The sequence below is a fragment of the Streptomyces sp. NPDC127114 genome (assembly GCF_042677525.1).
Taxonomy (GTDB): Bacteria; Actinomycetota; Actinomycetes; order Streptomycetales; family Streptomycetaceae; genus Streptomyces.
In genome coordinates this window covers 144,135-158,398 of sequence record NZ_JBHXTJ010000009.1, presented here as the reverse complement: position 1 = coordinate 158,398, position 14,264 = coordinate 144,135, and the positions used below count along the sequence as shown (strand labels likewise).

The 14,264-nt window shown below is 73.2% G+C and carries 11 protein-coding genes and 1 tRNA gene; 9 read left to right on the top strand and 3 right to left on the bottom strand.

Annotation, left to right across the window (positions count from 1 at the left end):
• Positions 1-4 precede the first annotated feature (4 nt).
• Positions 5-1,048 (bottom strand): serine/threonine protein kinase, encoded by a 1,044-nt coding sequence (locus ACFVGS_RS12625; protein ID WP_385692466.1) that lies wholly within the window; start codon positions 1,046-1,048, stop codon positions 5-7.
• A 493-nt stretch (positions 1,049-1,541) separates the two neighbouring features.
• On the opposite strand from ACFVGS_RS12625, the gene ACFVGS_RS12620 reads away from it, so the two are divergent.
• The 3 genes from ACFVGS_RS12620 to ACFVGS_RS12610 all read left to right on the top strand — a co-directional run bounded on the left by ACFVGS_RS12620 (position 1,542) and on the right by ACFVGS_RS12610 (position 4,995).
• A complete protein-coding gene (locus ACFVGS_RS12620) occupies positions 1,542-1,988 on the top strand; it encodes a hypothetical protein (protein WP_385692465.1) in 447 nt (148 codons plus the stop codon).
• 15 nt (positions 1,989-2,003) lie between these two features.
• Positions 2,004-4,334 carry a hypothetical protein gene (locus ACFVGS_RS12615; RefSeq protein ID WP_385692464.1) on the top strand — a complete coding sequence of 777 codons (2,331 nt, stop codon included), beginning with the start codon at positions 2,004-2,006 and terminating at the stop codon, positions 4,332-4,334.
• 181 nt (positions 4,335-4,515) lie between these two features.
• Positions 4,516-4,995, top strand: coding sequence for a hypothetical protein (locus ACFVGS_RS12610; RefSeq protein WP_385692463.1), 480 nt, complete (start codon positions 4,516-4,518; stop codon positions 4,993-4,995).
• A gap of 52 nt (positions 4,996-5,047) precedes the next feature.
• On the opposite strand, the gene ACFVGS_RS12605 is transcribed toward ACFVGS_RS12610, so the two are convergent.
• Positions 5,048-5,122 (bottom strand) — tRNA-Cys (locus ACFVGS_RS12605).
• Positions 5,123-5,303: 181 nt separating this feature from the next.
• Here ACFVGS_RS12605 and ACFVGS_RS12600 point away from each other — a divergent pair.
• The 5 genes from ACFVGS_RS12600 to ACFVGS_RS12580 all read left to right on the top strand — a co-directional run bounded on the left by ACFVGS_RS12600 (position 5,304) and on the right by ACFVGS_RS12580 (position 11,343).
• Entirely contained in the window at positions 5,304-6,857 is a 1,554-nt protein-coding gene (locus tag ACFVGS_RS12600) for an MFS transporter (RefSeq protein ID WP_385692462.1), read from the top strand.
• Positions 6,858-7,234: 377 nt separating this feature from the next.
• Complete coding sequence (locus tag ACFVGS_RS12595; protein WP_384408972.1) at positions 7,235-7,459, top strand: hypothetical protein; 225 nt, start codon at positions 7,235-7,237, stop codon at positions 7,457-7,459.
• Positions 7,460-7,617: 158 nt separating this feature from the next.
• Entirely contained in the window at positions 7,618-8,088 is a 471-nt protein-coding gene (locus ACFVGS_RS12590) for a type II toxin-antitoxin system death-on-curing family toxin (RefSeq protein WP_385692461.1), read from the top strand.
• Positions 8,089-8,193: 105 nt separating this feature from the next.
• On the top strand, positions 8,194-9,987 hold the full coding sequence (locus ACFVGS_RS12585) for a DEAD/DEAH box helicase (protein WP_384409246.1): 1,794 nt from the start codon (positions 8,194-8,196) through the stop codon (positions 9,985-9,987).
• Between the two features lie 714 nt (positions 9,988-10,701).
• Entirely contained in the window at positions 10,702-11,343 is a 642-nt protein-coding gene (locus ACFVGS_RS12580) for an IclR family transcriptional regulator (RefSeq protein WP_384408976.1), read from the top strand.
• A gap of 205 nt (positions 11,344-11,548) precedes the next feature.
• On the opposite strand, the gene ACFVGS_RS12575 is transcribed toward ACFVGS_RS12580, so the two are convergent.
• Positions 11,549-12,994, bottom strand: coding sequence for a helix-turn-helix domain-containing protein (locus tag ACFVGS_RS12575; RefSeq protein ID WP_385692460.1), 1,446 nt, complete (start codon positions 12,992-12,994; stop codon positions 11,549-11,551).
• A 79-nt stretch (positions 12,995-13,073) separates the two neighbouring features.
• On the opposite strand from ACFVGS_RS12575, the gene ACFVGS_RS12570 reads away from it, so the two are divergent.
• Entirely contained in the window at positions 13,074-14,264 is a 1,191-nt protein-coding gene (locus ACFVGS_RS12570; RefSeq protein ID WP_385692459.1) for an alpha/beta hydrolase family protein, read from the top strand.

Genomic DNA, 14,264 nt, shown 5'->3' with positions numbered 1-14,264 from the left:
TTCGTCAGTTCCCGTTCCCGTGGTGTTCCGCCGGCCGGCCGGGCGGGGCCGGCGTGGCATCGGAGGGTCGGCCTGCCGAGGCGTCGAAGGGTGGTTGGCCGGCCGCGGCCCTGGAGGGCCGGCTCGCCGAGGCATCCGAGGGGCGGCCTGCTGCGGCATGCGAGGGTCGGCCTGCTGCGGCATCGGAGAGTCGGCCCGTCGCCGCGTCGGCGGAGTGGAGATCGGCCGAGAGGAGCGCCGCGGACTGGCGGGCGAGCGCCGCCACCACGCGGGCCGGCAGCCAGCCGGGTGTGAGCAGCGAGGACGCCGACCCCAGCACCGTCTCGTGCGGGGTCGGCGGCGCGAGCGCGGCGAGCAGCGCGGCGGCGGCCGGGCGGTGCGCCGGTTCACGGGTGAGGCACGCGGTGACCGTGGGGCGCAGGGCGGGCGGGAGTTCGTCGCGTTCCGGGACGGTGTGGCCCGTCGCGGCGTACGCGAGCACCGTGCCGAGTCCGTGGACGTCGCCCGGTGGCCGCGGCAGTCCGCCCGTCGCCCGCTCCGGGGCGGCGTCCGGCTCGACCTGGTCCGTCGTACGCGCCGCGCCGAAGCAGGTGAGCCGCGGGCCGTCGGCCGTGAGCAGGACGGCGGCCGGTGTGACGCCCGCGTGCGTGACGCCCTGCGCGTGCAGTGCGGCGAGCGTCTCGGCGAGGGCGGCACCGATCGCCCGGACCGTTTCCTCCGGCAACGGCGCGCCGTGCACGGCCAGGGCGACGGGGAGCGGGAGGGCGGGGACGTACGGGCTGATGTACCAGGTGTCGTCGGCCCCGGCCGTCGCCCCGCCGACGCCGCTGATCTCGGTGACGGGCAGGGTCCACGGCACGGCCAGCCGCTGCGCCGTCTCCGCCTCGGCACGGAAGGACGCCGGATCCGCGCCCGGCAGCGGGGCGGTCAGGAGCACCGTACGGTCGCCGTCCTGGGAACGCGCAACGAAGCGGCGGTACGGAGGGCGGGGGCCGGCGGTGGAGGACGGCGGGTCCAGGCGCGTGACGAGACGGTACGGCCGTTCCATGAGCGAATTCCCCCTGTTGTTCGCCTGAGCAGAGAGAGCCTACTCAAGGGGCGGGGTGGGGCGAGGCGAGGCCGGGTGAGGGAGCGGGGGGGGGAGGGCGAGGAGGAGGGCGGCCGTAGCGGGGGCGGGGGCACGCCGGCCGGGAGCCGGCGACTTGACGGAGTCGCCTCACCCCAATGGGTGGTGTGCGCTCGTGGCGGTGGCAGGGCCTGGTTCAGGGGCCACGTCCGGTGGCCGGACGGGTGTTGACGTGGAACCCCTCGGCAGCGGTGCGCATGAGTAGCCTCTGGCGCTCCGGCGCGAGAGCAACCGGACACCCGGATCACCCGGACAGCCGGATCACCCGGAGATCCGGAGACCCCGGACGGCCGGAGACCCGGACGCCCGGCGCACCCGGAAACCCCGGACGCCCGGAACGCCCGGAAACCCCGGAAACCCCGGACACCCGGATCTACGAGTGCAACGCGAACAACGAGTACACAGCGGGGGAGTCGTGTCGTTCGAGGAGGAGTGGGCGGCCGAGCGCACGGCCGCCGCGACCCGGGTCAGCATGCGCCTGAACGGGCTGCCCGACCAGGCCGGTGACACCGGTGGCGGTGGCGGCGGTCGCGGCGGTGGCACCGACCTCCAGGTGCGGCAGGACCACCTCGGCGCCATCGGCCACGCCGCGTACGAGCTGAACGGCAGGCTCGCGAAGGACGGCGAGCACGCCCGTACCGACACGGCGGAGGCGGCGGCCGGCCTGTCGCGGAACGGCTTCCGCACCGGTGCGGCCATGGCGACCGTGCAGGAGACCTGGGCCTCCCAGCTCCGCACGCTGCTGGACGCCTGCGCGCACATCTCCAACCACCTCGACTACAGCGCGGCCGCGCACGCGAAGGACGACGAGGACATCAGAACAGCGCTCGCGGTGTCGAAGATCAGCGAGTACTTCAAGTAGGCGGGGGCGCAGACCGTGTTGACCTTCGACAACGTGTATCAGGCACCGCTCGACAAGATGAAGGCCGCGGCGGACCGCTGGTCCGAGATGAAGGGCAAGCTGGAGGCTCTGGCCGAGGACGCCCGTCGGACGATGGCGGCGAAGGCGAAGGCCGAGGACTGGCGGGGCGTGAACGCCGAGGTCACGAAGCCGTTCATCGACAAGACGGCCAAGGAGTTCGAGGACGCGGCGAAAGCGGCCGAAGGCATCCACAGGATTCTGGCGGACGGCTACCGCGCCTTCAGGAAGGCGAAGAACGATCTGACGAAGATCGTCGAGACGGACGCGCCGCACGGCGGCCTCGTCGTCAGGAGCGACGGGACCGTGGAAGCCCGCTACTCCGCGCAGCGGGACGCCATCGCGCGCCCCGACCCCGAATCCCCCGCGTCCGACCGCGAGCAGCGCGAGGCGATCGCGGCCATGAAGCGTCGCATCGACGCCGTCGTCGACAGCTGCGACGACGCCGACGAGGCCTGCTCGAACGCGTTACGGGCCAACATCACCGGCGACAAGCACGACTTCAGCGCCCCGAGGTACGGCAGCCTGGACGCCGAGGAGGCGCAGCGCGCGGTCGGTCTGGCGAGGAAGGGCCGGGAGCTCTCCCATGAGGAGCTGGTACGGCTCAACGAGCTGCTGGGCGACAACACGGCCTCGAAGGCCTTCTCCAGGGCCTTCTACGACGGCCTCGGGCCGAAGGGCGCTCTGGAGTTCTTCGGGCACCTGGCCACCGACACGTACGGCGGCAACGAGTCGGAGCCGGACAAGCAACGCCTGGCGGACGTCCGGGCCCTCCAGAAGAACCTGGGCCTCAACCTGGCCACCGCGACACAGGGCGGCGACGGGTGGACCGACCAGTGGTCGGCCGAGATGCGGAAGCTCGGCACGGAACGCGTCCCGCTGTCCCGGAACGACAACAGCCCGGCGTTCGGCTACCAGCTGCTCGGCGGCATCCTGAGGAACGGCGACTACGACCCCAGGTTCCTGGTGCCCATCGCCGAGCACGTCACCCAACTGCACGGCCGGGACCCGCGCTTCTTCGCCCAGAACACCGGCGGCTGGATCAGGGACCCGTACAACCCGTCAGGAGTGAACGGCTCCGGGTTCGATCCGGTGGTCCCGATGCTGGAGGCGCTGGGCCACAGCCCGGAGGCCGCGAAGCGGTTCTTCTCGGCCGAGCCGACGCCGTACGAGAGGGACGGCAGCGTCGGGGGCACGCTCGACCTGGGCAAGGACAAGGACGGCGCGGCGATCGGCAACTACCTCGACTTCTTCGCCAACGAGAAGTACGAGTCCTTCGCGGACGTCGACGGCCTCGACGCCGGCGCGGCGAAGAAGGCGGCGGACTACATGCCGGACGCGTTGGGGCATGCGCTGGAGGCGGCGACGCTGGGGCATGCTTGGGACGACCCGAGGCCCGAGCTGAAAAGGGACGCTACTTCGGCTGCGATCATGGCCGAAGTTGTCACGAAGTACGGCGATGACGCAGGGCTCGTCAAGAAGCACCAGTCCGCATTGGCGGACAGCCTCGGCAACATGGGCGCTGGCTATATCGACGACCTCAACTGGGCGCTGACCAAGAACAGAGGGGGGAGTCCCTTCGCGCCTACTGGTGACGGCGCTGCTCATCCGGAGTTCGGGCGCGATGCCGCCACGAGGTTCCTCACCACCTTGGGCCAGCACCCGGACGCCTACGCCACGGTTTCCACTGCTGAGCGCCTCTATACGAGCAGCGTGCTCGAGGCTCAGGTCGGGCCCGATGGCCGGATCAATGAAGCGCGTGCCAGAACAGCCGTACTTACTGGTTCCCTGCTGCAAGGGACGTTGGACGAAGCCCGGGCCAATCAGGTCGAGGCCGAGGGCATGAAGGTCCATGAGGACTACGAGAAGGCGCAGGAGAAGAAGGCCGCCTGGGTGGAGTTCGGGACTGCGACGGCGATCGCGGCGGGCGTCGCCTTCCTGCCGGCCACGGCCGCAGCGGCAGGGGCCGCGGTGATCCTCGTTCCGCTTGCGGTCGACACTGGCTCCGGCGCCATGGAAACGGTGGCTGGACAGGTCGTCGGCGATTGGTCCGACAAGTCAATCGAGGACCACAAGGATTCCACGGACGACAAGATCCACGAGGACCGAAGGGCCATCTATGAAGCGGGCAGACACAGTGCCGAGGCGCCTATGGAGCGCTTCGTCGCCGCACACCGCTCGCAGGTGAGCAGCGGGTTCGAGCACGGCCTCATCACGGATGCGTTCCTCGGCTACGGGGTGGGCAACACATTCGCCGAGACGGTCGGCAACGCACCGGAGACGGACTGATCACGTGATGCAGACAGGAATTCCCCTCGAGAGACCGATCAGAGCCGTCGTGTCAGGCCTTACCGCCTGTCTTCTGCTCGTGGGGTGCGAGGAGCAAGCGCAGCAGCCGAGGGTCACCGCAGCGGGGCAGTGCGACGACACGCTTTCCTCCGACGCGGCCCGCGCCCTTGAGACGGTGTTGATGACCAAGAAGTTCGACGATGCGCCCACGGGAGGCCTGGCACGTGCCGAGGGTCAGTTGATCGAGGATTACGGCCAACGGGAGCGACGGTCGCAGCACCGTCCGATGTGTCGCCCTGCCAGTTCCGGCGGAATGGGCCGGGTCGCCATCCGCTTCGGCCTCTATCGCGACGATGACCTCTTCGGGGACATTCGTGTCAGGGGACTTCACCCTTACGTCATGGGTCGGGAAGCGCGCTCGGGACCGGAGAAGGCGTACCTGTTCGTCATGTGCGCCAGCCCTCGGCTCCAGGGGTCCGACAGGACCCCCGCCCGCATCATGGGGACGCTCACACTCGACAAATCCAAGCTGCCCGACACCGTCGCCGTCCGTGAAGCCAACCTGACCGTGCTGCACTCCGTGACCCTCGCCGTCGTCAAGAGGCTCGGATGCGAGAACAACGCAGGGCTCACGGAGAAGCCCGTCTTCAAACCGGGGTAGAAGCTGAGACAGGGAAAGGGCCGGCTCTCCCGGGAGAGCCGCCCCTTTCCGGTGGAGACCGTGGCGGGAATTGAACCCACGTAACTCGCTTTGCAGGCGAGCCCCTCAACCACTCGGGCACACGGTCGTGGTGGTGTTGCGGTGGTGACGAGAAAGACGTTAGGCGGTGGGCGAGCGGGGGCTCAACGGTTTCGGCGGGGCTGCAACATGACTGCCATGTGGCGTTCATGGTCGTAGGACCAGCGGGGCAGGGCGGATGCGACTCGCGACAGGGGTCATATCCCGATTCGGCCCTTACTCTGGAGCGTATGAGCGCCCTCGAACCGCGCGACGCCGACGCCGACGTCGTCGCGCAGAAGCCCGCCGCCGCAGCCTCCGTCGTCTCCGGCGGCGGATCCGTGCTCGACCGGACGCACCGGGCGCTCAGTATCGGCATCGTCTCCGTCGTCCTGCTCATCGCCTTCGAGGCGACCGCCGTGGGAACCGCCATGCCCGTGGCGGCCCGGGAGCTGGACGGCGTGCCGCTCTACGCCTTCGCCTTCTCCGCGTACTTCACCACCAGCCTGTTCGGCATGGTGCTCTCCGGGCAGTGGTCCGACCGCAGCGGGCCGCTCGCGCCGCTGACCGTCGGCATGAGCTGCTTCGCCGCCGGACTGCTGCTCTCCGGGACCGCAGGCGCCATGTGGCTGTTCATCCTGGGGCGGGGCGTCCAGGGCCTGGGCGGCGGGCTGGTGATCGTCGCGCTGTACGTGGTGATCGGCCGGGCCTACGAGGAACACCTCCGCCCGGCGATCATGGCCGCGTTCGCCGCGAGCTGGATCGTCCCCTCCGTCGTCGGGCCGCTCGCGTCCGGAACGATCACCGAGCACCTCGGATGGCGCTGGGTCTTCGTCGGCATCCCGGCCCTGGTCGTGTTCCCGCTCGCCCTCGCCCTGCCCGCCATCCGGCGCACCGCCTCCGGCCCCGCCGACCCCGAGGCGCCCGTCGCGCCCTGGGACCGGCGGCGGATCCGACTGGCGCTCGGAATCTCCTCCGGCGCCGCCCTGCTCCAGTACGCCGGCCAGGAGCTGCGCTGGATGTCCCTGCTGCCGGCGGCCGTCGGGGCCGCGCTGCTCGTCCCCGCCGTACGCGGGCTGCTGCCCCGCGGCACGTACCGGGCGGCGCGGGGGCTGCCGTCCGTGGTCCTGCTGCGCGGTATAGCCGCCGGATCGTTCATCGCGGCCGAGTCCTTCGTTCCGCTGATGCTCGTGACCCAGCGCGGCCTGAGCCCCACCCTCGCCGGGCTCTCGCTCGCCGTCGGTGGCCTGACCTGGGCGCTCGGCTCCTGGGTCCAGTCCCAGCCGCGCACCGAGCCGTACCGCGAGCGGCTGGTCGTCGTCGGCATGGTGCTGGTCGCCGCCTCGATCGCGGCCGCCCCGAGCGTCCTGATCGAGGGCGTCCCGGCGTGGGTGGTCGCGGTGGCGTGGGCCTTCGGCTGCTTCGGCATGGGCCTCGTCATCGCCTCGACCAGCGTGCTGCTCCTCAAGCTGTCGGCGCCCGAGGAGGCGGGCGCGAACTCCGCCGCCCTGCAGATCTCCGACGGCCTCTCCAACGTCCTGCTGCTCGCCGCGGGCGGCGCCGCCTTCGCCGCGCTCGGCGGAGGAACGGTGGGGCACGCCGTCGCGGAAGCCGGCGCGAGCGCCGGTGCGAGCGCCGGCGCCGGGTCGCACCCCGCCGCCTTTGCCGCCGTCTTCCTGCCGATGGCCGGCGTCGCCGCGATCGGCGGCTGGGTCGCCACGCGGCTGGGCGGTTCCGCCATGGCCACGGCCGCGGGCGCGGGCGCTGGCGCGGGCAGGGGCACAGAGGCTCGGAAGCAGGCCTGACCGGCCGGGCGGGCACGGAGGCCGCGTCGGCCTGAGGCGGCCCCGCGCCTGCCGGCCCCGTAGGCCTGTTGCCCCGCGCCTCCGGCCCCGTAGGCCCGTCGCCTCCGCCTGCCGGTCCCGAGCCCGTCGTGTCCCGCTGTCGGTCCCGGGCCCGGCGCCCCGCGCCTGCCGGTCCCGTAGGCCCGTCGTCTCCCGCTGTCGGTCCCGGGCCCGTCGTCTCCGTCTGTCGGTCCCATAAGCCTGCGTCGCCTCCGCCCCGCCGGCCCCGAGCCCGTCGCCTCCGCCCGCCCGTCCCGTAAGCCCGTAAGCCCGTCGGCCCCCGCCCGCCTGCCCTAAAACCCCTCGCCCCCGCCTCCGCCCCCCACTACCGTCCTCGCATGCGTCACGACACCCGCGCCCGCACCCGCACCCTCACCCTGCCCCTCGGCGACGAGCTGGCCGGCGAGATCGCCGATCTCGCCGACGCCCGCGGCGTCTCCGTCGAGGAGCTCGCTGTCGAAGCCGTGCGGCGGTACGTGGAGCTCCAGGCCACCCTCGTGCAGCACGAGGCCATGCGGCTCGCCCTGAAGCACAACCCTCTGCTGAGAAGGCTCGGGGAATGAGCGAGACGAGTGGGATGGGTGGGATGACCGAGATGGGTGGGACGGGCGGGATAGGCGGGACGGTCGGGATAGGCGGGACGGTCGGGATGGGCGCGATAGGCGGGATGGATGCGATAGGCGGGATGGAAGGGATAGGCGGGATCGGCAGGATGGACGGGATGGACGGGGCCGCCACGATGAGGGGAGCGGCCGAGGGAGACCCGGCCCGTGCCGCTCGCGTGCATGGTGGCGGCTCCGCCCCTGCCGCCCGGCCCAGCCGGTTCCTCACCGTCGCCGAGGTCGCCGCCATCGCCCGTACCGCCTTCACCGGCGACGGCGTGCCCGAGTTGCGTGCGCCCGGGCTTCTGGAGTCCGCCGTGCACCGGCCTCGTGCCCGGATGTTCGGCGAGAGCGCGTATCGGGACGTGTACGAGCAGGCCGCCGTCCTGCTGCACGCGATCGCCTCGAACCACCCCTTCGTCGACGGGAACAAGCGCGCCGCCTGGCTCTCCTCCGCCGTCTTCCTCGCCGTCAACGGAGTCGATCTCGCCGACGTCGACCACGACCGGGCATACGAGCTGGTCGTGGGCGTGGCCGCCGGCGAAGTGGGGGACATTCGCGACATCGCGGGGCGTTTGCGCGAGCTGTGAGGACTCTCTCACGAGGCGGTGGCACAGGCGTGATGCTGCCGGGGCGCGGCGGTCGCACCGGTAAGGTGGCCCGGTTGTCATATCTGGACGAGCGTCGAACCGGAGATCGTGACTACCACCGCCACCTCCTCACACCACCTCTCTCCCGCCTTCCCCGGCCGCGCCCCCTGGGGCACCGCCAACAAGCTGCGAGCCTGGCAGCAGGGCGCGATGGAGAAGTACATCCAGGAGCAGCCCCGTGACTTCCTCGCGGTCGCCACGCCCGGCGCCGGCAAGACCACCTTCGCGCTGACCCTCGCGTCCTGGCTGCTGCACCACCACGTGGTGCAGCAGGTCACGGTCGTCGCGCCCACCGAGCACCTGAAGAAGCAGTGGGCGGCGGCCGCCGCGCGGATAGGGATCAAGCTCGATCCCGACTACAGCGCCGGGCCGCTCAGCAAGGAGTACGACGGGATCGCCATCACGTACGCCGGCGTCGGCGTACGGCCCATGCTCCACCGCAACCGCAGCGAACAGCGCAAGACCCTCGTCATCCTCGACGAGATCCACCACGCCGGAGACTCCAAGTCCTGGGGCGAGGCCTGCCTCGAAGCCTTCGAGCCCGCCACCCGCCGGCTCGCCCTCACCGGCACGCCCTTCCGTTCCGACACCAACCCCATCCCCTTCGTCACGTACGAGGAAGGGAACGACGGGATCCGGCGGTCCTCCGCCGACTACACCTACGGCTACGGCAACGCCCTCAGCGACGGCGTCGTCCGGCCCGTCATCTTCCTCTCCTACAGCGGCAACATGCGCTGGCGCACCAAGGCCGGTGACGAGGTCGCCGCCCGCCTCGGCGAGCCGATGACCAAGGACGCGATCTCCCAGGCCTGGCGCACCGCCCTCGACCCGCGCGGCGACTGGATGCCCAACGTGCTGCGCGCCGCCGACCAGCGGCTCACCGAGGTGCGGAAGTCGATCCCGGACGCCGGCGGACTCGTCATCGCCTCCGACCAGGACTCGGCCCGCGCGTACGCCAAGCTCATCCGCGAGATCACCGGCACCAAGGCCACCGTCGTCCTCTCCGACGACGCCGGCGCCTCCGGCCGCATCGACGAGTTCAGCGAGAACACCGACCGCTGGATGGTCGCGGTCCGCATGGTGTCCGAGGGCGTCGACGTGCCGCGGCTCGCCGTCGGCGTGTACGCGACGACGATCTCGACGCCGCTGTTCTTCGCGCAGGCCGTCGGCCGCTTCGTGCGATCCCGCAGGCGCGGCGAGACGGCGTCCGTGTTCCTTCCCACCATTCCGAACCTCCTCGGCTTCGCGAGCGAGATGGAGGTCGAGCGCGACCACGTCCTCGACCGGCCGAAGAAGGAGGGCGAGGAGGACCCGTACGCCGAGTCCGAGAAGGAGATGGCGGAGGCGGAGAAGCAGCAGGACGAGGACACCGGCGAGCAGGACATGCTGCCCTTCGAGGCGCTGGAGTCCGACGCCGTCTTCGACCGCGTCCTCTACAACGCCGCCGAGTTCGGCATGCAGGCCCACCCCGGCAGCGAGGAGGAGCAGGACTACCTCGGCATCCCCGGGCTCCTCGAACCCGACCAGGTGCAGCTGCTGCTGCAGAAACGGCAGGCCCGGCAGATCGCGCACAGCCGCAAGAAGCCGGACAGCGAGGCCGATCTGCTGGAGCTTCCCGCGGAGCGGCGGCCCGTCGTTTCCCACAAGGAGCTGCTGGAGCTGCGCAAGCAGCTCAACACGATGGTCGGCGCGTACGTGCACCAGAGCGGCAAGCCGCACGGCGTGATCCACACCGAGCTGCGCCGTGTGTGCGGCGGCCCGCCGAGCGCGGAGGCGACCGCCGGGCAGATCCGCGAGCGGATCAAGAAGGTGCAGGAGTGGGCCACCCGGATGCGGTGATCCCGGCGGGGCGGGTGGCCAGGGCGGGTCCGGTCGAGGCCGGGGCGAGCACGGTCGAGGCCGGTGCCGGGGTCCGGTTGTGGCCGGGGCGAGCCCGGTTGTGGCCGGTGCCGGGGTCCGGTTGTGGCCGGGGCGAGCCCGGTTGTGGCCGGTGCGGGTCCCGGCGGGCGAGTAACCCGCGGCGGTGTCCGTGGCGGTGGCCGCGGCCGTGACCGCGCCCGCGGCCGTGACCCCGGCCGTGACCGCGCCCGGGGCCGCGGCCGTGATCGCGCCCGTGGCCGCGGCCCTGACCGCGTGAGGCACCCGCGCGAGAAGTGATCGAGGCCCGTACGCAGGCGGCGTACGGGCCTCTCCCCATCCCGCGGGAAAGCGGGACATGGCGGCGAGGAACCAGCCCCCACGGCAGTACCTCGCTTCCTCCACGCTACGAGCTCCCCGCGGGTTGTCTTGTCCGCCAAAGTCCCGCGTTCGGCCGACTTAGGTCCCGAACCGCCCGTATCCGGTCGCACGCGCCCGGATTCTGGACGAGGTCTTCCGCTGAGCGGAGCACGCCGCTACTGTCCCGGCTCAAGCAAACGCCCCGTGGCAGCGCCGCCGCGGAGCGCAGCCGGTGTACCCCGTCCTGCCGGCGGCCTCTGACGTGCGTCGCCGATGGGACCGGTGTCGCAGCTCTCGTACGAGTCCGCTGTCACTCACTCCGAAGGAGAGGGCGTCGTGACCGCGGAGACCTCCCAGACGCTCGACCGGGGACTTCGAGTCCTCAAGCTGCTCGCCGACACCGACCACGGCCTGACCGTCACCGAGTTGTCCAACCGACTCGGTGTGAACAGGACCGTCGTCTACCGACTGCTCGCCACCCTCGAGCAGCACGCCCTGGTCCGCCGTGACCTCGGCGGCCGCGCCCGGGTCGGGCTCGGCGTGCTGCGCCTGGGCCGGCAGGTGCACCCGCTCGTGCGCGAGGCCGCGCTGCCCGCGCTGCGCTCGCTCGCCGAGGACATAGGCGCCACCGCGCACCTCACCCTCGTCGACGGGGCGGAGGCACTGGCGGTCGCCGTCGTCGAACCCACGTGGACCGACTACCACGTGGCCTACCGCGCCGGCTTCCGGCACCCGCTGGACCGCGGGGCGGCCGGCCGCGCGATCCTCGCCGCCCGTCAGGGCGAACTCATCGAACCCGGCTACACCCTCACCCACGGCGAGCTGGAGGCGGGCGCGAGCGGCGCCGCCGCGCCGCTGGTCGGAGTGACCGGCATCGAGGGCAGCGTCGGCGTCGTCATGCTCGCCGACGCCGTCCCCGAGCGCGTGGGCCCCCGCGTCGTCGACGCGGCACGCGAGGTCGCCGACGCGCTGAGGTAGCACCGAGGGTGCGCGGGTCGCGGGTCGAGGACCGCCAGCGGCGGACCGCCCCAGGCCGCGGGCCGAGGACAGCCGGCGGCGGACCGCCCGACGGCAGACCCCGGCGGCAGATCGCCCGGCGGCGGCAGACCGCCCCCAGGCCGCAGGCTGCGGGCCCGTGGGCCGCGCGTCCGGTGGCCCGCTGGCCCATGCGTCGACGACCGGCTTACGGCTGCCGCGCGGGCGCTTCTGCTTCGGTGCCGCCGTCGCCCACGACCAGCGTGCCCAGGGACGTCCTCTCGTGGGTCACCGAGCGGCCCGTTCTGGTCGTCGTCAGCAGGCCCGCCGCCCGCAGGGCGGCCGCGTGGGCCGAGGCCGTCGCGTTGCTGACCCGCAGCGTGCGGGCCAGGGTCGTCGTGGTGTGGGGCTCGGTGAGCAGTCGGAGGAGTTCGGCGCGGGTGCGGCCCAGGACCGCGGCCAGGGCCTCGCCCGGGGACGCCGGGCCGTCCGGTACGGGCGGGAGGCCCGGGCCGGCCGGGTAGGTGAGGACCACGGGGCGGCCCGGCAGGTCCTGGACGAGCGGGCCCGCCGGGTGGTGGAAGGTCGGCAGCAGAACGAGACCGCGACCGTCGAGGCGGACCTCCCGGACCGCCCCGCCCGGCCGGTGCCACGCCTGCTCCCCGCCGCGGCCCCGGCCTCGCCCGCGAACCCACCCCCGCCCCTGCTCTCCCTCCCAGCCCGCGTCCGGCTCCCGCTCCCGGGCCCACTCCCGGCCCTGCTTCCCCTCCCGGCCCCGGGCCGGCTCTCGCTCCCCGGCCCACTCCGGGTCCTGCTCCCGGGCCCACTCCCGGTCCCGCTCCCGCTCCCGGCCCTGGTCCGGCTCCCGACCCTGCTCCCCCTCCCGGCCCCGGGCCGGCTCCCGCTCCCCGGCCCACTCCCGGCCCTGCTCTCCGGCCCGTTCCCGGTCCTGCTCCCGGGCCCACTCCCGACCCTGCTCCCCGGCCCCTCCCGGCGTCCGCTCGCGTTCGCCTTCCTGCCTCTGGTTCTGCCCCTGGTTCGCCTCGCAGCCCCATTCCCAGACACCCCCGTGCAGTCTGCTGCCCGGAGCCAGGGCCGTCAGCGCGGCTGCCGTGCCGTGCTCCGCCGCCGCGAGGGCGTAGCGGGTGAACTCCTCGCGGTGCAGGTCCTGGACGACGGGCCAGACGGGGGCCAGGACCGTCTCGTACGCGGCCCGCTGGGCGCGCAGCACGGTGCGCCAGGCCGTCTCCTCGCCCGCGTGCAGGCCCCGGACCCAGGAGGGCGCGGCGGTCGCCCCGTACACCCGTTCCAGCTCGGAGCGGACGAGGTCCGGGGCGGTGGCGCGGATCAGCTCGAAGGCGTCCGGCAGCGTGTCGGCGAGCACGTCGAGGAAGGACGGCGGGCGGCCCGCCGGCACCAGGTCGGCGAGTGGCGCGGCGGCGGCCGGCAGCGAGCGCAGGACGCGGCCGCGCCACGGCCCGAACAGCGGCGCGGGCGGTCCGGAAAGCGGTCCGCCGGGCGGGGTCACGGCCGTCGTCAGGGCCGCGTGCAGCTCCTGGAGCGGGGCCGGGCGGGGCGCGAAGCGGACGCGGGCGAGGTCGTCGGCCGTGAAGTGGACGCGCAGCGCCGTTCCCCGTATCCGCACAGAAGCCACGACTCCTCGTCCTCCGCCAGCCTTTCGGGCAGGGCCTGAAGCTTCGCACCGCCACGGGCCCCGCGCCCAGCATGCCCGTATGACCTCTCGACGCATTCTCCTCAAGGGCGCCCTGCTCGGGACCGCCGCCGTTCTGCTGCCCGGTGCCGAGGCAGCGGCAGACTCCGGGCCCGGGCCCGGGCCCGGGCCCGGAGTCGGTGCCGGCGCCAGGCACGCCGCCGTCGCCGACCGCAGCCCGCTCCTCCGGCTGCCCGCCCCCACCGGCCCGTATCCCGTGGGCCTGCGCACCGTCCATCTGACCGACCCGGCCCGCACGGACCCGTGGGTGGGCGGCGTACGGGAGCTGATGCTGACCGTCCTGTACCCGGCGCGCTCCGTACGGGGCTTCCGCCGGGCAGCCCAGCTCACTCCGGCCGAGGCCGAGGTCTTCGCCGAGTACGCGCCGCACGTCCACCCGGGGCTGCCCGAGCCGGGCGCGGTGGACTGGGGCGCGGTCCTCACCCACGGGCACGTCGGCGCGCCGCCGCTGCCCGGGCGACGGCCGGTGCTCCTGTACTCGCCGGGCGGCGGCGACTCCCGCACCCTCGGCAGCACCCTCGCCGAGGACCTGGCCGGCCACGGCCGGGTGGTCGTGCTCGTCGACCACCCCGGCGACGCCACCCAGGTGGAGCTGCCGACCGGGATGCGGAGGACCGTCCTGGCCGGGCCGCCGGACCCGGCGACCTTCCGCACGATGACCGAGACCCGGGTCGCCGACCTCCGTTTCGTCGTCGACCGACTCGTCCGGGACGGTCTCGGCGAGCCGGCGCTCGCGCGGGTCATGGACCCGGCGAGGATCGGGATGTACGGGCACTCCGCGGGCGGCACGGCAGTGGTGTACGCGGCCCACGGCGACCGCCGGATCGGCGCGGTGGCGAACCTGGAGGGCTACCTCGACCTGCAACCGCCGCCGCTCGGCTTCGACAGGCCGCTGCTGCTGTTCCGTACCGACGGCTTCGCGGAGGCCGCCCGCGTCGAGTCCTCCTGGGCGGGCCTGCCCGGCCGCCGCGAACTGCTCGCCGCCGCGAACCACTGGGCCTTCACCGACTACGGCTCGCTGGTCCCGTCCCTGCACGCCGCCGGTCTGGTGACTGCCGACGCCCGTGCCGCCCTCGTCGGCACCGGCGACCCGGCCGCGACGCTCGCGACGCTGCGGCGCGGGGTGGGCACCTTCTTCGCGCGCCACCTGCGGGAGGGCCGGCGCGACGGCGGCCGGTCGGGCGCCCAGTAG

Bases quoted from the DNA above. Each gene is read 5' to 3' on its own strand.
- ACFVGS_RS12625 (WP_385692466.1), bottom strand. From the start codon at position 1,048: ATGGAACGGCCGTACCGTCTCGTCACGCGCCTGGACCCGCCGTCCTCC.
- ACFVGS_RS12610 (WP_385692463.1), top strand. From the start codon at position 4,516: ATGACCAAGAAGTTCGACGATGCGCCCACGGGAGGCCTGGCACGTGCC.
- ACFVGS_RS12600 (WP_385692462.1), top strand. From the start codon at position 5,304: ATGAGCGCCCTCGAACCGCGCGACGCCGACGCCGACGTCGTCGCGCAG.
- ACFVGS_RS12595 (WP_384408972.1), top strand. From the start codon at position 7,235: ATGCGTCACGACACCCGCGCCCGCACCCGCACCCTCACCCTGCCCCTC.
- ACFVGS_RS12590 (WP_385692461.1), top strand. From the start codon at position 7,618: ATGGACGGGGCCGCCACGATGAGGGGAGCGGCCGAGGGAGACCCGGCC.
- ACFVGS_RS12570 (WP_385692459.1), top strand. From the start codon at position 13,074: ATGACCTCTCGACGCATTCTCCTCAAGGGCGCCCTGCTCGGGACCGCC.